The following is an 18,393-nucleotide window of genomic DNA, read 5'->3' on the forward strand; positions in this document are numbered from 1 at the left end:
ACGGCGAGGCCGCGGCGGTGCGCGCTGTCGACCCGGCCCTGTGCGTTCGACCCGGCCGCGTGCGAGCGGTGCGCAGGCGGCCGGGTCGTCGCCAAGGGGTGGGGTCAACGACGGGCCGCCACCGACCCGGCGCTCAGATCCGGATGCCGTCGACCCAGACCCCGGTCACCCGCAGCGCATCGTCGAGCAGCACGGCGTCGGCGGCGGCGCCGACGCGCAGCGAGCCGAAGCGATCCGCAACCCCGATCGCGCGGGCCGGGACCGACGTGAGCGCCGCGACGGCGGCGGAAAGGGGCAGGCCGCCCGCGACGACGAGGCGCAGGGCGGCATCCTGCGTGAGCGTCGACCCGGCGATCGCGCCGTTCGCGTCGAGCCGTGCCGTGCCGTGCGTGACGGTGACCGACAGGGCGCCGAGCTCGTAGTGCCCGTCCGCGGCGCCCGCGGCGGCCATCGCGTCGGTGACGAGCGCGACGCGGCCGGGCGCCTGCGCGAAGGTCAGGGCGATGACGTCGGGGTGCACGTGCACGCCGTCGGCGACGAGCTCGAGGGTGACCCGCCGGTCGCGCATCGCGGCGACGACCGGGCCGGGGGCGCGGTGATGGATGCCGGGCATCGCGTTGAACGCGTGCGTCAGCAGCGTGGCGCCCGCGTCGAACGCGGCCCGCGCCTGCTCTGCGGTGGCGCCGGTGTGCCCGACGGCGACCGCGACGCCGGCCGCGACGAACCGCCGGGTGGCATCCATCCCGCCGGGAAGCTCGGGCGCCAGCGTCACCTGCCGGATGGTGCCGCGGCCCGCCGCGAGCAGCCGCTCGACCGCCGCCGCATCGGCCGGGCGCAGCAGGCTCTCGGTGTGCGCACCCTTGTGCGCCGGATCGAGGAAGGGGCCCTCGAGATGCGAGCCGAGGATGGTGGCGTCGCGCGCGGCGAGGTCGGCGACGACGGCGACCCGCGCGGCGAGGTCGTCGATCGGCGCGGTGACGAGCGAGACCACGGCGCGCGTCGTGCCGTGCGCGCGGTGCACGGCACGGGCCGTCGCGATCGCCGCGGCGCCCTCGTCGAACGACGCGCCGCCGCCGCCGTGGCCGTGGATGTCGATGAAGCCGGGCGTCAGGTACGCGCCGCCGCCGGCGATGACCTCACCCGCGTGCGCGCGCCAGCCCTGACCGGTGCCGACGGCGCTCACGACGCCGCCGTCGAGGGCGACCCAGGCATCGTCGGTCACGAGCCCGTCGTCGACGAGGCGGACGGAGTGGATGACGGTGGTCATGGCGGGCGGCTCCTCGGCGGGGGCGTCAGTCGGTGGCCCAGTCGATCTCGGGCAGCGGCGTGAACCCGATGCCGAGGCTCGTCCACAGGGGGCCGAGCGCGCCGACGCGGGCGCGGAAGGACTCCCACGTGCGGCCCGCGCTGCCGGGCGCCGGCGACCAGCCCGCCTCGGCCGCCGCCGCGACGCGCGGGAAGACCAGGGCGTCGATGTCGCCGAGGTCGCGCACGGTCTCGGTCCACAGGGGCGCCTCGACGCCGAGGATGCCGGCATCCCCCACGCCCTCGATCACGCGCGCCGGATCCCACTCGTACGCGCGCTGCGCGGTCGTGACGCCGCGTGCCCAGGTGAGCCCCAGGGGGGAGTCGGCGTCGAACTTCATGTCGAGGTAGATCGCATCGGCGGGGGAGAGGATGAGCTGCGCGCCGCCGCGGACGAAGGCGCGCGCCTTCTCGTCCATGCCGCCGACGGGGCTCACGAAGCCCCAGTACTGGCCGACCGTCGTCGGGGCCAGGTCCGTCGCGGCGCCGGCCTCGTGCCAGGTGATCGGAGTCTTGCCGAGCCCCGCGACGAGCGTCGTGACGCGCTGCATGAACGCGGCGAAGTCTTCGGGGCTCGTGCCCAGGCATTCGTCGCCGCCGAGATGCAGGTAGGGGCCGGGGGTCAGCTCGGCCAGCTCGCCGAGCACGTCGGCGAGGAACGCGGAGGTCGCCTCGTCGTGGATCTTCAGCGACGAGAAGCCGACGGCCATCGACTCGAACGGTCGTCCGTGCACGGGCAGCTCGCCGCCGTATCGGCGGATGATCTCGCGCACCTGGTCGCTGATCACCGGCTCTTCGGACAGTTCGGGGTAGGCGAGCGAGATCGCGTGCGTGTGGCCGGGCAGGTCGATCTCGGGCACCACGATCAGGTGCCGTGCGGCGGCGTAGGCGATGATCTCGCGATAGTCGTCCTGCGTGAAGAAGCCGCCCGGGTCGCCGCCGACCGACGTCGACGACGCCTTCGCGGTGAGCTCGGGGCGGCTGCGCAGCTCGAGGCGCCAGCCCTGGTCGTCGGTCAGGTGCAGGTGCAGCGCGTTGAACTTCAGGCTCGCGGCGCGGTCGATGAACGCCTTCACGGTGTCGACGCCGTGGAAGTGGCGGGCGACGTCGAGCATGACGCCGCGGTACGCGAAGCGCGGCGCGTCGTCGATCTCGACGGCGGGGATCTCCCAGCCTGCGGGCGTCCCGGTGGTTCCCGTGGTCTTCGTGAGCAGCTGCCCGAGCGTCTGGATGCCGTAGAACAGCCCCGCCGCGTCGGCGCCCGTCACGGTGACGGCGGTGGCATCCGCGGTGAGGCGGTACGACTCGGGGGCGCCGCCGGGGGCGATCGTCAGCGCGATCGTGCCCGTGCTCCCCGAGCCCGTCGCGGAGCCGGGGGCAGCGCCGGTGCGGGCGGCGAGGAGGGTCCGGAGGTGGGCGGCGGCATCCGCGTCGCCGGCGATGGCGGTCTCGGCCGTGACGGGGAACGGGGCGCCCCGCCGGGCGATGGATGCCGGGAGGGGAACGACGGCTGGTGTGGGCACGATGGTTCCATTCTGCGCGTCCGGATGCCCGCACGCGAGCAAGTTAAGACTCTTAACAAATCGACGGAGTCCAGCCTACCGGCATCCGATATGCTCGTACAGTCGCAACTGGCGTTCAGGTGGGTCACCACCGGGAAGCGACCACCGTGCATTCGACCGCTCGCCTGGGTCGGCTGTGGTACATCGCCGCGTGCAGCGGCATCCACACCACCTTCAGGAGCCCGTCATGACCGACGCCTACTTCAACGCCCCGCTGTCCGAGGTTGATCCCGAGATCGCCCAGGTGCTCGAGCGTGAGCTCGACCGCCAGCGCGGCTACCTCGAGATGATCGCCTCGGAGAACTTCGTGCCGGTCTCGGTGCTGCAGTCGCAGGGCTCGGTGCTGACCAACAAGTACGCCGAGGGCTACCCGGGCCGCCGCTACTACGGCGGCTGCGAAGAGGTCGACGTCGCCGAAGAGCTCGCGATCGCCCGAGCCAAGGCGCTGTTCGGCTCGGAGTTCGCGAACGTGCAGCCGCACTCCGGCGCTTCGGCCAACGCCGCCGTGCTGCACGCGATCGCCCGCCCCGGCGACACGCTGCTCGGCCTGTCGCTCGACCAGGGCGGCCACCTCACGCACGGCATGAAGATCAACTTCTCCGGGCGCCTCTACAACATCGTCGCGTACGGCGTCGACCCGGCGACGTCGATCATCGACATGGACGAGGTGGAACGCCTCGCCGTCCTGCACCAGCCGAAGGTCATCATCGCCGGCTGGTCGGCCTACCCGCGCCAGCTCGACTTCGCGCGGTTCCGTGAGATCGCCGACAAGGTCGGGGCGCTGCTGTGGGTCGACATGGCGCACTTCGCCGGGCTCGTCGCGGCGGGCCTGCACCCGTCGCCCGTGCCGCACGCGCACGTCGTGTCGTCGACCGTGCACAAGACGATCGGCGGGCCGCGCTCGGGCTTCATCCTGACCAACGACCCGGAGATCGCGAAGAAGATCAACTCCGCCGTCTTCCCGGGCCAGCAGGGCGGGCCGCTCATGCACGTCATCGCGGCGAAGGCGACGGCGTTCAAGCTCGCCGCGACCCCGGAGTTCCGCGAGCGCCAGGAGCGCGTCGTGCGCGGCGCCGCCATCCTGGCTGCGCGGCTGTCCGAGCCGGATGTCGCCGCGGCGGGGATCTCGGTGCGCTCGGGCGGCACCGACGTGCACCTCGTGCTCGTCGACCTGCGCGACGCGGCGATCGACGGCAAGCAGGCCGAAGACCTGCTGCACGAGATCCACATCACGGTCAACCGCAACGCCGTGCCCAACGACCCGCGCCCGCCGATGGTCACGTCGGGCCTGCGCATCGGCACGCCGGCGCTCGCGACCCGCGGCTTCGGCGACGCCGAGTTCACCGAGGTGGCCGACATCATCGCCCTCGCCCTGGTGGGCGGCGCGGGCGCTGGTGCCGACGGCGCCGGGGCTGACGGCGAGGCCGGTGCCGCGGGTGTCGACCTCGAGGCGCTGCGCACGCGCGTCGCCGCCCTGACCGCCGCCTTCCCCCTCTACCTCGGCCTGCAGCAGTAGCCCTGCGGCGCTGCCCCGGCATCCGCCCCCTCCCGCCCCCGTCTTCTTGCGAGACAGCATCCGTGCACCGAAACAGCGGTCGCCAGTTGCAGTCTCGGTGCACCGATGCAGTCTCGCGGGGATGAGAAGGGCGGATGCCGAGAATGAAAGGAGCCGCGCATGACGGCACAACGACTCGATGGACGTGCGGCGTCGGCCGCGATCAAGGAGGAGTTGCGCGAGCGGGTCGCGGCGCTGCGCGCGCGCGGCATCGTGCCGGGCATCGCGACGGTTCTCGTGGGCGCCGATCCGGCGTCGCAGCTGTACGTCGGGATGAAGCATCGCGAGTCCGAGGCCATCGGCATGAACTCGATCCAGGTCGAGCTGCCCGCCGACGCGAGCCAGGCCGAGGTCGAGGCGGTCATCGACGAGCTCAACGCCGACCCGGCCTGCCACGGCTACATCGTGCAGCTGCCCCTGCCGAAGCACCTGGACACGGATGCGATCCTGGAGCGCATCGATCCCGCGAAGGATGCCGACGGTCTTCACCCCGTCAACCTCGGCCGGCTCGTCCTCAACGTCAACGGCCCCATCGACACGCCGCTGCCGTGCACGCCGCGCGGTGTGATCGAGCTGCTGTTGCGCGGCGACTACGACCTCACGGGCAAGCACGTCGTCGTCGTCGGGCGCGGCGTGACGATCGGCCGCTCGATCGGCCTGCTGCTCACCCGCCGCGCGATCAACGCGACCGTGACGCTCACGCACACCGGCACCGTCGACCTGCCGTCGTACCTGCGGCAGGCCGACGTCATCGTCGCGGCCGCGGGCGTCAAGCACATCGTGCGGGCCGCGGACGTGAAGCCGGGCGCCGCGGTGCTCGATGTCGGCGTCACGCGCGAGACCGACCCCGAGACCGGCAAGTCCCGCGTCTCCGGCGATGTCGATCCGGATGTCGCGGACGTCGCGGGTTGGCTGTCGCCGAACCCCGGCGGGGTGGGCCCGATGACCGTCGCGCTCCTCATGACGAACGTCGTCGAAGCCGCCGAACGCCTCGCGCGCTGACGCCCGGGTTGAGTCGCGGCGAACCGCGGGTCGCGGCGCCCATCACCCGCAGGATGCCGCGACCGAACCTGCGTGTGCTGGCGCCCCCGGTTGAGTCGCGGCGAACCGCGGGTTGCGGCGCCTGTCACCCGCAGGATGCCGCGACCGAACGGGTGGCGGTGTCCCCGCCCGGGTTGGGTCGCGGCGAACTGCGGGTTGCGGCATCTGTCACCCGCGGTTTGCCGCGATCGAACGGGGTGGTGGTGTCTCCGCTCCGGGTTGAGTCGCGGCGATGCGCGGGTTGCGGCATCTGTCACCCGCGGTTTGCCGCGATCGAACGGGGTGGTGGTGTCTCCGCCGGGGTTGGGTCGCGGCGATGCGCGGGTTGCGGCGTCTGTCACCCGCAGGATGCCGCGACCGAACGGGCGGGTCAGGCGGTGAAGCGGGCGAGGAACTCGCGCGTGCGCGCCTCGCGCGGCGCGGTGAACAGCGCCGCGGGCGAACCCTCCTCGACGATGACGCCCGCGTCGAGGAACACGATGCGGTCGGCGACGTCGCGGGCGAAGGCCATCTCGTGCGTCGCCATGAGGATCGTCGCGCCGTCGGCGGCGAGCCCGCGCACGAGCTCGAGCACCTCGCCGACGAGCTCGGGGTCGAGAGCCGAGGTGATCTCGTCGAGCAGCAGCACCTCGGGGTCGGTGGCGATGGCGCGGGCGATGGCGACGCGCTGCTGCTGACCGCCGGAAAGGCGATCGGGATGCTGCCGGGCATAGTCCGCGAGCCCGACGCGCTCGAGCAGCTCGAGGGCGCGGGCCTCGGCCGCAGCGCGCGGCATCCGGTGTACGACGCGCGAGGCGAGCGTCACGTTGTCGATCACCGACAGGTGCGGGAACAGGTTGTAGCTCTGGAACACGGCGCCCAGCCGCGCCCGCACGCGGTTGCCGTCGACCCGCGGGTCGGAGATGTCGAGGTCGCCGAGGAAGATCTGTCCGTCGTCGATGGGTTCGAGCAGCCCCAGGCACCTCAGCAGCGTCGACTTGCCCGACCCCGACGCGCCGATGAGCGCCACCACCTCGTGCCGGCCGAGCGTGACATCGACGCCGCGCAGCACCTCGCGCTCGCCGAACGACTTCCACACCCCGGAGGCTCGCAGCAGCGCGCTCATAGGATCGACCCCTGCTGCTCGCGGTCGCGCAGTCGCGCCGTGTACCAGTCGGTCAGCCGGATCGTCGGGATCGCGAGCAGCACGAACAGGATGCCGGCGACCACATACGGCGTGAAGTTGTAGGTCAGCGACGCCACCGACTTCGCCGCGGCGATCGCGTCGACGGCGGCGAGGATGGAGATGAGCCCGACGTCCTTCTGCATCGAGATGAAGTCGTTCATGAGCGGGGGCGTCATCTTGCGCAGCGCCTGCGGCAGCACGACGCGCCGCAGCGTCTGCACGTGGCCGAGCCCGAGCGCGCGTGCCGCGAGTCGCTGCGATGGATGCACCGCCTCGATGCCGGCGCGGATCACCTCGGCGACGTACGCGGAGTAGGTCAGGGTCACCGCGATGACGCCGAGCACCACCGGCGGGATGCGCGTGTTCAGGATCGTCGGAAGGCCGAACCCGACCAGGTACAGCACGACGATGAACGGCAGGCCGCGGAACAGGTCGGTGTAGGTCGCCGCGATGACGCGGGCGGGGAAGAAGACCGCACCGCGCAGCGTCCGCAGCAGCGCGATGAGCAGCGCGAAGGCTCCGACGGTGACGACCGACAGACCGAGCACCTGGAGGTTGACGAGGAACCCGTCCCAGACCTTCGGCAGCGCCCGCAGCGCGATCGCCGGATCGAAGAAGAACTGCTGCGTGGCCGCCCAGCCCGACGTGTTGAACACGAACAGCCACGCCAGCGCCGCGACGACGAGCGTCGAGGCGATCGCGACGAGCACCGACCGCTGTTGCCGGCGCCGCCGGTAGGCGCGGCGCTGCTGCTCGAGCGCGCTGACGGTGTGCGGGGTCACGGATCGACGCTACCGGACTCGCCGGAGCGGGATGCCGCGCCCCGCCCGCGCCGGAGTGAGCGCGGTCACTGCAACTGGGTGACGCCGTCGGTGAACACCGACAGCCACTTCTCTTCGAGGGCGGCGAGCGTGCCGTCGGCGCGCAGCTCGTCGACCGCGGCGGAGACGCGCGCCGTCAGCGGCGAGTCCTTCGCCAGCAGCAGGCCCCACTGGTCGGGCACGCCCGCGGCCGGCAGTTCGCCGACGATGAAGGAGTTGTCGATGTAGAAGTTCGCGGCGACGTACGCCGTCGGCGTATCGAGGACGAGGGCGTCGATCTGCGTGCCGAGCGCTGCGACGGCATCCTCGTTCGACGTGTACAGCTGCGGCGCGACGGTCGGCTGGATCGCCTCCTCGATCGTCGCGGCGCTCGTGGAACCGGTCATCGCGCCGAGGACGAGACCCCGGAGGCCGGCGATGTCGGTGACGCCGTCGGCAGGTCCGCCCTTGAGCGCCACGACCGACTGGCTGGCCTCGTAGTACGACGTCGAGAAGTCGACGGCCTGCTTGCGCTCGTCGGTGATCGTGTACTGCTGGATGTTGAAGTCGAAGCTCTTCGGGCCCGGCGCGATGGCGGCCTCGAACGAGGTGCGCACCCAGACGACGTCGTCGTGCGCGAAGCCGAGCTTGTCGGCGACGGCGTAGGCGACGGCGGCCTCGAACCCCTCGCCCGACGAGGGGTCGTCGTCGATGACGTACGGCTCGTACGCCGTCTCACCGGTCGCGATCGTCAGCTTTCCGGGCGTGATATAGCCCGCGTCGCCGGAGTCGGTGATGGTCGCGTCGGGCTCGGCGCCGCCGCTGGCGCAGCCGGAGGCGAGCAGGGCGAGCACGGCCGCGGTGGCGGCGAAGGCGGTGCGCAGGGCGGGACGCGTCATGGGAGATCCTCCGAGGTGGGTGCGGGGCGCATCCCGTGAGAGCTGTGAGGATGCCGCCGCATCCATCCTCGCCGAGGTCACGGCGCGCAGGAGCCTCGGGCGACGCTTTGTTACGAGGTCTTCATGTGCCGAGGTCGTCGAGCATCTTGCGCTGCTCGGCGGTGAGGCCGTCTCTGAGCTCTTCGCGCACGTCCGCCGGAGCCTCGGCGCCCGTCGCGTTTTTGCCGGTGATGCCCGCCTCGGCCTGATCGTAGATCGCGCCCGCCCGCGCCTCGACCTTGTCGACGATCTGGGAGTACACGAACCAGCCGATCGCGATGAACACGGGCGGCAGCACCCAGCCCCAGAACCATCCGCCCGCCGTGGCGCCGGACAGGATCAGGGTGAGGGCCCAGACGATCGCCGCGACGACGAGCACGATGCCGCCCTGCACGAGCACCTCACCGGCCTTCGTGCGCTGCTCGGCCGACTTCGCGGCGTTCCGCGTGAACGCCGTCAGCGCCAGCGGCTTGACCAGCAGCTCGGCGAGGGTCATGACCACGCTCGCCCAGATGGCATGCCACCCGACGTGGGCGGGCGTGAGCACGCCGATCACCAGCAGCACGACGATGTTGAACGCATACAGCGACAGGAACCGCACGACGAGTGACTTCATGTCCCCAGCATCCCACTTGGCGCGTTGGGGAGCGCAAATGGCTCCGAAAGCGGCGCGGAGAGAGTCATTTGCGCTCCCCGAACGCGCGGTCAGTACGACGCGCGGGGCGGGGCGTCGGATGCCGGCGCCCAGCGGGCGGCGAGCGCCTCGGAGCCGCGGGCCAGCAGGGCCACATCGGCTCCGACCGCGACGAAGTCGGCGCCGGCGTCGACGTAGGCCTGCGTGGCGGCGGGGTCGAAGGCGTTGACCCCGACGGGCTTGCCCGCGGCGTGCACGGCGTCGAAGGTCCGCAGCACGCCCGCGACGACATCGGGGTGCGTCTGCTGGCCGAGCAGACCCATGGATGCCGCGAGGTCGCTGGGCCCCACGAACACCGCATCGACGCCGTCGGTCCCGGCGATCTCGGCGGCGTGGGCGACGGCATCCGCGGTCTCGATCTGCACCGTGAGCGAGACGTAGGCGTCGGCGTTCACGAGGTAGTCGTCGACGCGGTTCCAGCGCGCCGAGCGGGCGAGCGCCGAGCCGACGCCGCGGCGCCCGCGCGGCGGATAGCGCACGGCCTCCACGACGGTGCGCGCCTCGGCGGCCGAGGACACCATGGGGACGAGGAGGTTCTGCGCACCGGCATCCAGAACCTGCTTGATCGTGACGACGTCGCCGGCCGGCACCCGCACGAGCGGGGTCACCGGGTAGGCGGCCGCCGCCTGCAGGATCGCGACGATCGACTCCAGCCCGATGGGGGAGTGCTCGCCGTCGATCAGCAGCCAGTCCAGGCCCGAGCCGGCCATGATCTCGGCCGCGAGGGGCGAGCCCGAGCACACCCAGCCGCCCGCGAGGGGGCGCGGGGCGGTCGCCGCCTGTGCAGCGAGGACGTCGCGGAAGGTGGGGCTCAGACGAAGCGGCATTCGATGACTCCCATCGGTCCGTAGTCGCAGCGCACCTCGTCGCCGCGCGTGACCCACATCGGGCGGGTGAACGAGCCGGCGAGGATGATCTCCCCGGCTTCGAGTCGGGCGCCGTGCTGGGCGAACTTGTTCGCGAGCCAGGCGACGCCGGTCGCGGGGTGGCCGAGCACGCCGGCGGCGACCCCGGTCTCCTCGACCTCGCCGTTGCGGGAGAGCACGCCAGGCACCCAGCGCAGGTCGATCTCGTCCGGGCGCTTGTGCACGTCGCCGAGCACCATCGCGCCGTAGGCGGCGTTGTCGCTGATCGTGTCGACGATCGTGCGACCCTCGAGCTCGATGTGCGAGTTGAGGACCTCCAGCGCCGGCACGGCGTAGTCGATCGCCGCGAGGGCGTCGTCCAGGGTGCAGTCCGGACCCGCCAGCGGGGTCTTCAGCACGAACGCCAGCTCGACCTCGATGCGCACGTTCGAGAAGAGGTCGACCGGGATCTCGGCGCCGCTGGGGTAGACCGTGTCGTCGAACATGACGCCGTAGTCGGGCTCGCTGATGCCGGTGGCCTGTTGCATCGCCTTCGACGTGAGCCCGATCTTGCGGCCGACGAGCGTACGGCCGCCGGCGACCATGCGGTCGCGCCAGAGACCCTGGATCGCATACGAGTCCTCGACCGTCGCCTCGGGATGCCGCGCCGTGATGCGCGGGATGACGCCGTGCGTGCGGTCGGCCTCGGCCAGTTCTTCGGCGATCTGCGCGATCGCCTCGGGTGAGAGCATCCTGTCTCGCTTTCGTCGTGTTCGTCGTGGTGGGGGCGTGGGCAGGCCCGGGCCGCGAACGACCCGGGCCGGCGCTTTACAGCTGGTGGCCCAGCTTGTACTCGCCCTTCTTCCAGTCGGGCATCTCCTCGCCCTCACGGGCGTAGGAGAAGCCGTCGGCGCCGATCGTGACGGCCATCTCCGAGGAGTCGGTGCGGGCGATGACCGGCTGCGGGTTGCCGTCGAGGTCGAGGACGAACGAGGCATCCGTGTACCACGAGGGCACGACGGGGGTGCCCCACCAGTCGCGGCGCTGGTTGTCGTGCACGTCCCACGTGACGACCGGGTTGTCGGGGTCGCCGGTGTAGTAGTCCTGCGTGTAGATCTCGACGCGGTGGCCGTCGGGGTCGCGCAGGTACAGGTAGAACGCGTTCGAGACGCCGTGACGGCCGGGGCCGCGCTCGATGCGGTCGGACATGCGCAGGGCGCCGAGCTTGTCGCAGATCGCCAGGATGTTGTGCTTCTCGTGCGTCGAGAAGGCGACGTGGTGCATGCGCGGGCCGTCGCCGCCGGTCGTGGCGGTGTCGTGCACGGTGGGCTTGCGGCGCATCCAGGCGGCGTAGACGGTGCCCGCGTCGTCCTGGATGTCCTCCGTCACGCGGAAGCCGAGATCCTGGTAGTGCTTGACGGCGCGCGGCACGTCGGGGGTGACCTGGTTGAAGTGGTCGAGGCGCACGAGCGCACCCGGCGTGTACAGGTCGTAGCGCCACGCGAGGCGCTCGACGTGCTGCGTGTCGTAGAAGAACTCGTAGGGGAACCCGAGCGGGTCGACGACGCGCACCGCGTCGCCGATACCCTTGACGAAGCCCTCCGTGTTGCGGCGCACGTCGCAGCCGAGCTCGCGGTAGAACGCCTCGGCCCGATCGAGGTCTTCGGGCGTGCGGACGCGGTAGCTGAACACGGCGACGGCGGCGACCGGACCCTGGCGCAGCACGAGGTTGTGGTGGATGAACTCCTCCAGCGAGCGCAGGTAGACGGCGTTGTCGTCTTCTTCCGTGACGGTCAGGCCCAGCACGTCGACGTAGAACGCCCGCGAGGCGGCGAGGTCGGTGACGACGATCTCCATGTACGCGCAGCGCAGGATGTCGGGCGCCGGGCTCGACGGCGTCGGCACCGGGTTGTCGGTCTGGATGGGGGCCTCTGCGCTCACGTAGAAGCCGGAGGAGGTCAGTGTGCGGTCTTCCGGGTTGGTCATGTCAGCATCCTTGCTCTCGTTATCGGTCGCTCCGCGAAACCTCACAAATGTCGCATTTTCGGGCCGGATTGGGGCGAAAAGCGGACATTTGCGAGGTCTCGCGAGAAGGGGGTGGGGTCAGTTCTTGCCGAAGGTGGGGTTGTGGACCTTGCCGAGCGTGATGTGCACGGCCTGCTGGTCGGTGTAGAAGTCGATCGAGCGGTAGCCGCCCTCGTGACCGAGGCCCGAGGCCTTGACGCCGCCGAACGGGGTGCGCAGGTCGCGCACGTTGTTCGAGTTGAGCCAGACCATGCCCGCCTCGACCGCTTGTGCGAAGTTGTGTGCGCGCTTGAGATCGTTCGTCCAGATGTAGGCGGCGAGCCCGTACTTCGTGTTGTTCGCGAGGGCGAGGGCCTCTTCGTCGGTGTCGAACGGCGTGATCGCGACGACCGGGCCGAAGATCTCCTCCTGGAAGATGCGAGCGTCGGGCGACACGTCGGCGAACACCGTCGGGGCGACGAAGTTGCCGAACTCGAAGCCCTCGGGCTGGCCGCCGCCGGCGACGAGTCGCCCCTCGCCCTTGCCGATCTCGACGTAGCTCATGACCTTCTCGAAGTGCTCGGGGTGCACGAGCGCCCCCACCTCGGTGGCCGGGTCGTGCGGGTAGCCGACCTTGACGCGCTGCGCCTGTGCGGCGTAGCGCTCGACGAACTCGTCGTAGACGTCGCGCTGCACCAGGATGCGCGAACCCGCCGTGCAGCGCTCGCCGTTGAGCGAGAACACGCCGAAGATCGTCGCGTCGATCGCGGCGTCGAGGTCGGCGTCGGCGAAGACGACGGCGGGGCTCTTGCCGCCGAGCTCCATCGACAGGCCCTTCAGGAACGGAGCGGCGTTGCCGAAGATGATCTGGCCGGTGCGGCTCTCGCCGGTGAACGAGATGAGCGGCACGTCCGGGTGCTTCACGAGCGCGTCGCCGGCGTCTTCGCCGAGGCCGTTGACGAGGTTGAAGACGCCCTTGGGCAACCCCGCCTCTTCGAAGATCCCCGCCCACAGCGACGCCGACAGCGGCGTGAACTCGGCGGGCTTGAGCACGACGGTGTTGCCGGTGGCCAGCGCCGGGCCCAGCTTCCACGACTCGAGCATGAACGGCGTGTTCCACGGCGTGATCAGGCCCGCGACGCCGATGGGCTTGCGGTTGACGTAGTTGATCTGGCGGCCCGGCACCTTGAAGGTGTCGTCGGCCTGGGCGACGATGAGGTCGGCGAAGAAGCGGAAGTTCTCCGCGGCGCGGCGGGCCTGCCCGAGCGCCTGCGTGATCGGCAGACCCGAGTCGAACGACTCGAGCTCGGCCAGGCGCGCATCGCGCGACTCGACGAGGTCGGCGATGCGGTGCAGGATGCGGCTGCGCTCGCGCGGCAGCATCCTGGGCCACGGACCCTCCTCGAACGCGCGCGCCGCGGCGGCCACGGCGCGCTCGATGTCGGCCTTCTTGCCGGCCGAGGCCTGCACGTAGACCTCGTTGCTGACCGGCTCGAGCACGTCGAACGTGTCGCCGTCGATCGAGTCGACGAACTCGCCGTCGATGTAGTGCCGGATGCGGTCGGGCAGGTCGGCCGGAACGTGACGCCGGTCGAGAGCGGGAGTGTCGGTCATGGGTTCCTCCGTTGGATTCCTGGGTGGCGATTCAGTGGTCGGTGTCGGGTGAGGCGGGACGGTGCGGGTCGGGATGCAGCGCGGCGATGAAGGCATCCATCGTCCGCCAGCGGTGGTTGCGGGCGGCCAGCTCGATCTGGATCGGGTCGGCGCCGGTGCGGATGAGGTCGACGATCTCGACGTGCTCCTGGACCGAGTGCGCCGCGCGCCCGGGGACGAAGGCGAACGTCGAGTTCCGGATGCCGGACAGCCGCGACCAGCCCCGATGGACGAGGTCGAGGATGTGCGGATTGGGGCACGGCTCGTACAGCACGGAGTGGAACTGCTGGTTCAGCACCGTGAACGTGTGCGGGTCGAAGTCGTCGAGCAGGGCCAGCATCCGCTCGTTGACGGCGGACGCCCGGTCGAGGTCGGCGCCGGTCAGCAGGGGCGCCGACAGCGCCGTGGCCGAACCTTCGACGAGGCCGAGCGACTGCATCGTGTAGACGTATTCGCTCTCGTCGACGACCGCGACGCGGGCGCCGACGTTGCGCTCGAAGGTGACCAGGCCCTCGGCCTCGAGGCGCCGGATGGCCTCGCGCACCGGCACGACGCTCATGTCGAGCTCGTCGGCGATGGAGGCGAGCACGAGCCGGAAGCCGGGCGCGTACTCGTGCCGCTGGATGCGGTCGCGCAGCCAGGTGTACGCCCGCTCGGACTTGCTCGCCGCCTCGACCACGATCGTGCTCACGCGAGCGGTCCCCGCGCTCCGGCGGCCTGCGCCGCGTCGTACGTCGCTCGCCACTGCGCGTTCATCGGGAAGAGGCCATCGACCGGGTGACCCTCGGCGACGCGGTCGGCGATCCAGGCATCCTCCTCCTCCTGAGCGAGGGCCTCGTCGACGACCTCTTCCACGAGGCGCGGCGGGATGACGATGACGCCGTCATTGTCGCCGACGATGATGTCGCCCGGCTGCACCGTGGCGCCGCCGCAGGCGATCGTGAGGTCGTGGTCCCACGGCACGTGCTTGCGGCCGAGGACGGCGGGGTGCCCGCCCGACGTGTAGACCGGGATGCCGACGGCGGCCACGGCATCGAGGTCCCGGACGCCCCCGTCGGTGACGATGCCGGCCGCGCCCTGCGCGTGCGCGCGGATCGCGAGGATGTCGCCGAGCGTGCCCGAGCCCGATTCGCCGCGGGCCTCGATGACGATGACCTCGCCGGGCTGCACGGCGTCGAACGCGCGCTTCTGCGCGTTGTAGCCGCCGCCGTGGCTCGTGAAGAGGTCTTCACGATTCGGGACGAATCGCAGCGTCTTGGCGGTGCCGATGAGCTTCGCCTCCGGATGCAGCGGCCGCACGCCGTCGATCGAGACGTTGTTCAGGCCGCGCTTGCGCAGTTGCGCCGACAGCCCCGCGACCGGCACGCGCTGCAGCTTCGCGCGCAGCTCGGGGGTGAGGACGGATGCCGGGGGCTGCTTCTCCGGCAGCCCCGCCGCCTCCCGCGACCCCCACGCCTCCTCGCGCTGGGTGTCGTCGACGGCGGGGAGCGATCCGACCGCCTCGTCGTAGGCGGGGCCGTCGCCCTGCACGACGGTCGTGACGAGCCGGCCCGACGTGGCGCCGGTGGCGGGCACGTCGACCTCGACCTCGACGACGTCGCCCGGGACGATGACCGACGACCCCGCGGGGGTGCCGGTGAGGATGATATCGCCGGTCTCCAGCGTGAAGTGCTGCGACAGGTCGGCGACGTACTGGGCGAGCGGGAAGATGAGCCCCGCCGTCGTGTCGTCCTGCGCGATCTCGCCGTTCACCCATGTGCGCACCCGGATGCCGTCGGGGTCGACGCCGCGGGCGTCGATGAGCGCGGGGCCGATGGGGGTGAAGCCGTCGCCGCCCTTGGACCGGACGTTCGAGCCCTTGTCGTTCGCGCGCAGGTCGTACAGGCCCAGGTCGTTGGAGGCGGTGAGCCAGCCGACGTGGCTCCACGCCTCGTCGACGGTGACGTGGCGGGCGGGCGTGCCGATGACGAGCGCGATCTCGCCCTCGAAGGCCAGCAGTTCGGTGCCGGTGGGGCGTTCGATCGTGCTCCCCGAGGCGGCCACCGAGCTCGACGCCTTGAAGAAGTAGGAGGGGAAGGCGGGGCGCCGGCCGCGCTGGTCGGCGCGCGACTGGTAGCTCAGGTGCACCGCGATGATCTTGCCCGGGCGGCAGGGCAGGGCGGCGAATCGGCTGTCTGCGGCATCCGTGCCGGCGTTCTCGATGGTCATGAGCTCCCTCGCTGTCCCTCTTGCTGGCATCGTATACGATCTGCTAGCGTGCGGGCAAGGGATTTCCGAACGGATAGGAGATCCAGACAAAGGAGTCAGTATGAGCACCGCCGAACCATCCGGATTCACCCCGACGGGCACCATCGCGACGCAGTCCGATCGGCGCCGCGTCGTGTTCGCCACCGTCGTCGGCACCACCGTCGAGTGGTACGACTTCTTCATCTACGCCCAGGCCGCGGCGATCGTCTTCGCCACGCTCTACTTCGCACCCGCCGGCCAGGGCATGGCGCAGATCCTCTCGTTCGCGACGGTCGGGATCTCGTTCCTGTTCCGCCCGCTCGGCGCCTTCCTCGCGGGGCACTTCGGCGACAAGTTCGGCCGCCGGGTCGTGCTGATGTGGACGCTGATTCTCATGGGGCTCGCCACGACGCTCGTGGGCGTGCTGCCCACGTACGCCGCGATCGGCGCCGCCGCTCCGATCCTGCTGATCTTCCTGCGCGTCGTGCAGGGCATCTCGGCCGGTGGCGAGTGGGGTGGCGCCGTGCTCATGGCCGTCGAGCACGCGCCCAAGAAGAAGCGCGGACTGTACGGCGCCTCGCCGCAGATCGGCGTGCCGCTCGGGCTGCTGCTGGCGTCGGGCGTCATGTGGGTGATGGCCGTCATCGCCCCCGGGCCGGTGGCCGGCTCCGACACGCCGCTGGAGGAGACCGCCTTCGGCCAGTGGGGCTGGCGGGTGCCGTTCCTGCTGAGCTTCGTGCTGATCCTCGTCGGCTCCTACATCCGTCGCAAGGTCGAGGAGAGCCCCGTGTTCACCGAGATCGCCGAGCGCAAGGAAGAGTCCAAGCTCCCGATCGCGCAGCTGTTCCGGCGGCACACGCCGCTCGTGCTGCTCGCTGCGCTCGTGTTCGCCGGCAACAACGCGGTCGGCTACATGACCACCGGCGGCTTCATCACGGGCTTCGCGTCGAACCCCGACGGCCCGATCGGCCTGCCGCGCGACCAGGTGCTGCTCGCGGTGACGGCGTCCGGCGCCGTGTGGCTGGCGTCGACGTGGACGGCGGGATGGATCTGCGACAAGATCGGCCGCCGCACGACGTACATCATCGGCTGGATCCTGCAGTTCATCGGTGTGCTCACGCTGTTCCCGCTCGTGAACACCGCCGAGGTGGGCATGCTGTTCGCCGGCGTCGCGATCCTCGCGGTCGGCCTCGGCTTCACCTACGGGCCGCAGTCGGCGTTCTACACCGAGCTGTTCCCGGCATCCATCCGCTTCTCGGGCGTCTCGATCTCGTATGCGATCGGCGCGATCCTCGGCGGGGCGTTCGCACCGACCATCGCGCAGGCGCTCGTCGCGGCGACCGGCGGGACGGGCGCGGTGACCGTGTACCTGTCGATCATGACCGTCATCGGCCTGGCGGCGACCCTCATGCTGCGCGACCGCAGCGGCATCCCGCTCGGCCCCGACCACGAGGCCGAGCAGTCGGTGAGCCCGATCTACGGGCTCTCGAAGGCCTAGCCCCCGCCTCGCCCGCCCCGCCCGCCCCGCCCATCCCGCGAGACTGCATCGGTGCACCGAGACTGCAGCTGCCGACCGCAGTCTCGGTGCACGGATGCCGTTTCGATGGCGAACCGCGCCGGTCGGCCGCGCGGTCAGCCGCCGAGCGCGTCGCGGATCGCGGCGGCCGAGGCGCGCAGGCGGGCGGCGACGGCGGCCTGGTCGACCGCCGCGCCGACGTGCACGACGGCGATCGCTGCCGGCCGCTGGCCGCCGCGCAACACGCCGCCGCCCCGCTGCTGCACCGGCACGGCGACGGCCTGCACCGTCGGGATCACCTCGTCGTGGCTCGTCGCGTACCCGCGGGCCGCCGCCTCGGCGACCTCGGCGCGCAGGCGCTCGGCGGCATCCGCCGCCAGCTCGATCGGGGGCCATTCGGACGACGGCAGGATCGACAGGATCGCCTTGCTCGGAGCCCCCGCGGTGATCGGATGCCGCGCGCCGGGCCGCTGCGCGACCGATGCGACGGCGTGCCGCGGCTCGACGCTCGCGAGCGTGATGCACTCGTCGCGATCGAGCACGGCGAGGAAGCACGTCATGCCCAGTTCGTTCGCGACGGCGGTGAGCTCCGGCAGGGCCTCGGCCTGCAGGTCGTGCGCGACGCCGGCGGCCAGCGCTGCCATCCGCGCGCCGAGGGTGACGCGGCCGGCCGTATCGCGCATGACCAGCGCGTGATCTTCGAGCGTGCGCAGCAGCCGGTAGGCGATGGAGCGGTGCACCTCGAGCCGGCGCGCAACCTCGTCGATGGTCAGCGGCTCGCGCGCGTCGGCGAGCGTCTCCAGGATCTGGATGCCGCGACTGAGCGTCTGCGACGCCGGCCGCGCCTCAGCCGCCCGCGCCTCAGCCGCCCGCGCCTCAGCCGACCGCGCCTCAGCCGATTGCTCCCTCGCCGTCCGCGCCTCGGCCGCCCGCTCCTTCGCCGCCCGCGCCTCAGCCGATTGCTCCCTCGCCGTCCCCGGCACCGTCGTCTCCCTCACCACCGGCATCCCCTTCCCGCCCCGCCGCCCGCCCCGCGAAACCTCACAAATGTCGCCAAATCCGCCGCAAACGGTCGCAAAAGCGGACATT

The 18,393-nt window shown here is 71.5% G+C and carries 16 protein-coding genes and 1 riboswitch; of the genes, 3 read left to right on the forward strand and 13 right to left on the reverse strand.

What is annotated here, in order from left to right; all coding sequences use genetic code 11:
* Positions 1-133: 133 nt before the first annotated feature.
* The gene (nagA, locus tag QM720_RS07815) at positions 134-1,267 is read right to left on the reverse strand and encodes an N-acetylglucosamine-6-phosphate deacetylase (protein WP_415125551.1); all 1,134 of its coding nucleotides are present in this window, start codon (positions 1,265-1,267) and stop codon (positions 134-136) included.
* Positions 1,268-1,292: 25 nt separating this feature from the next.
* Positions 1,293-2,828, reverse strand: a complete 1,536-nt coding sequence (locus QM720_RS07820; RefSeq protein WP_415125552.1) for a beta-N-acetylhexosaminidase — start codon at positions 2,826-2,828, stop codon at positions 1,293-1,295.
* A 94-nt stretch (positions 2,829-2,922) separates the two neighbouring features.
* A riboswitch (ZMP/ZTP riboswitch) is annotated at positions 2,923-3,005 on the forward strand.
* Between the two features lie 49 nt (positions 3,006-3,054).
* On the opposite strand from QM720_RS07820, the gene glyA reads away from it, so the two are divergent.
* On the forward strand, positions 3,055-4,383 hold the full coding sequence (glyA, locus tag QM720_RS07825; protein WP_415125553.1) for a serine hydroxymethyltransferase: 1,329 nt from the start codon (positions 3,055-3,057) through the stop codon (positions 4,381-4,383).
* Between the two features lie 159 nt (positions 4,384-4,542).
* Entirely contained in the window at positions 4,543-5,424 is an 882-nt protein-coding gene (locus tag QM720_RS07830) for a bifunctional methylenetetrahydrofolate dehydrogenase/methenyltetrahydrofolate cyclohydrolase (RefSeq protein ID WP_415125554.1), read from the forward strand.
* A gap of 409 nt (positions 5,425-5,833) precedes the next feature.
* On the opposite strand, the gene QM720_RS07835 is transcribed toward QM720_RS07830, so the two are convergent.
* From QM720_RS07835 to QM720_RS07880, 10 genes are all read right to left on the reverse strand, one after another.
* Positions 5,834-6,568: an amino acid ABC transporter ATP-binding protein gene (locus QM720_RS07835; protein WP_415125555.1), complete on the reverse strand. Its 735-nt coding sequence runs from the start codon at positions 6,566-6,568 to the stop codon at positions 5,834-5,836.
* Positions 6,565-7,410, reverse strand: a complete 846-nt coding sequence (locus QM720_RS07840; RefSeq protein WP_415125556.1) for an amino acid ABC transporter permease — start codon at positions 7,408-7,410, stop codon at positions 6,565-6,567. Before QM720_RS07840 ends, QM720_RS07835 begins: the two co-directional genes overlap by 4 nt.
* Before the next feature lie 65 nt (positions 7,411-7,475).
* Positions 7,476-8,327, reverse strand: coding sequence for a transporter substrate-binding domain-containing protein (locus QM720_RS07845; protein WP_415125557.1), 852 nt, complete (start codon positions 8,325-8,327; stop codon positions 7,476-7,478).
* Between the two features lie 121 nt (positions 8,328-8,448).
* Positions 8,449-8,982 carry a hypothetical protein gene (locus QM720_RS07850; RefSeq protein ID WP_415125558.1) on the reverse strand — a complete coding sequence of 178 codons (534 nt, stop codon included), beginning with the start codon at positions 8,980-8,982 and terminating at the stop codon, positions 8,449-8,451.
* Positions 8,983-9,071: 89 nt separating this feature from the next.
* Positions 9,072-9,887 (reverse strand): HpcH/HpaI aldolase family protein, encoded by an 816-nt coding sequence (locus QM720_RS07855; RefSeq protein ID WP_415125559.1) that lies wholly within the window; start codon positions 9,885-9,887, stop codon positions 9,072-9,074.
* Positions 9,872-10,657 (reverse strand): 2-keto-4-pentenoate hydratase, encoded by a 786-nt coding sequence (locus tag QM720_RS07860; RefSeq protein ID WP_415125560.1) that lies wholly within the window; start codon positions 10,655-10,657, stop codon positions 9,872-9,874. The genes QM720_RS07855 and QM720_RS07860 overlap by 16 nt, the downstream gene beginning before the upstream one ends.
* Before the next feature lie 76 nt (positions 10,658-10,733).
* The gene (gene hpaD, locus QM720_RS07865; RefSeq protein ID WP_415125561.1) at positions 10,734-11,891 is read right to left on the reverse strand and encodes a 3,4-dihydroxyphenylacetate 2,3-dioxygenase; all 1,158 of its coding nucleotides are present in this window, start codon (positions 11,889-11,891) and stop codon (positions 10,734-10,736) included.
* Between the two features lie 117 nt (positions 11,892-12,008).
* Positions 12,009-13,523 carry a 5-carboxymethyl-2-hydroxymuconate semialdehyde dehydrogenase gene (hpaE, locus tag QM720_RS07870; protein ID WP_415125562.1) on the reverse strand — a complete coding sequence of 505 codons (1,515 nt, stop codon included), beginning with the start codon at positions 13,521-13,523 and terminating at the stop codon, positions 12,009-12,011.
* 31 nt (positions 13,524-13,554) lie between these two features.
* Entirely contained in the window at positions 13,555-14,244 is a 690-nt protein-coding gene (locus QM720_RS07875; RefSeq protein WP_415127851.1) for a GntR family transcriptional regulator, read from the reverse strand.
* Between the two features lie 5 nt (positions 14,245-14,249).
* Complete coding sequence (locus tag QM720_RS07880; protein ID WP_415125563.1) at positions 14,250-15,770, reverse strand: fumarylacetoacetate hydrolase family protein; 1,521 nt, start codon at positions 15,768-15,770, stop codon at positions 14,250-14,252.
* 100 nt (positions 15,771-15,870) lie between these two features.
* On the opposite strand from QM720_RS07880, the gene QM720_RS07885 reads away from it, so the two are divergent.
* Complete coding sequence (locus QM720_RS07885) at positions 15,871-17,286, forward strand: MFS transporter (protein ID WP_415125564.1); 1,416 nt, start codon at positions 15,871-15,873, stop codon at positions 17,284-17,286.
* A gap of 134 nt (positions 17,287-17,420) precedes the next feature.
* On the opposite strand, the gene QM720_RS07890 is transcribed toward QM720_RS07885, so the two are convergent.
* Positions 17,421-18,305 (reverse strand): IclR family transcriptional regulator, encoded by an 885-nt coding sequence (locus QM720_RS07890; RefSeq protein WP_415125565.1) that lies wholly within the window; start codon positions 18,303-18,305, stop codon positions 17,421-17,423.
* Positions 18,306-18,393 lie beyond the last annotated feature (88 nt).

It is taken from the genome of Microbacterium sp., assembly GCF_047602155.1.
Lineage (GTDB): Bacteria > Actinomycetota > Actinomycetes > Actinomycetales > Microbacteriaceae > Microbacterium.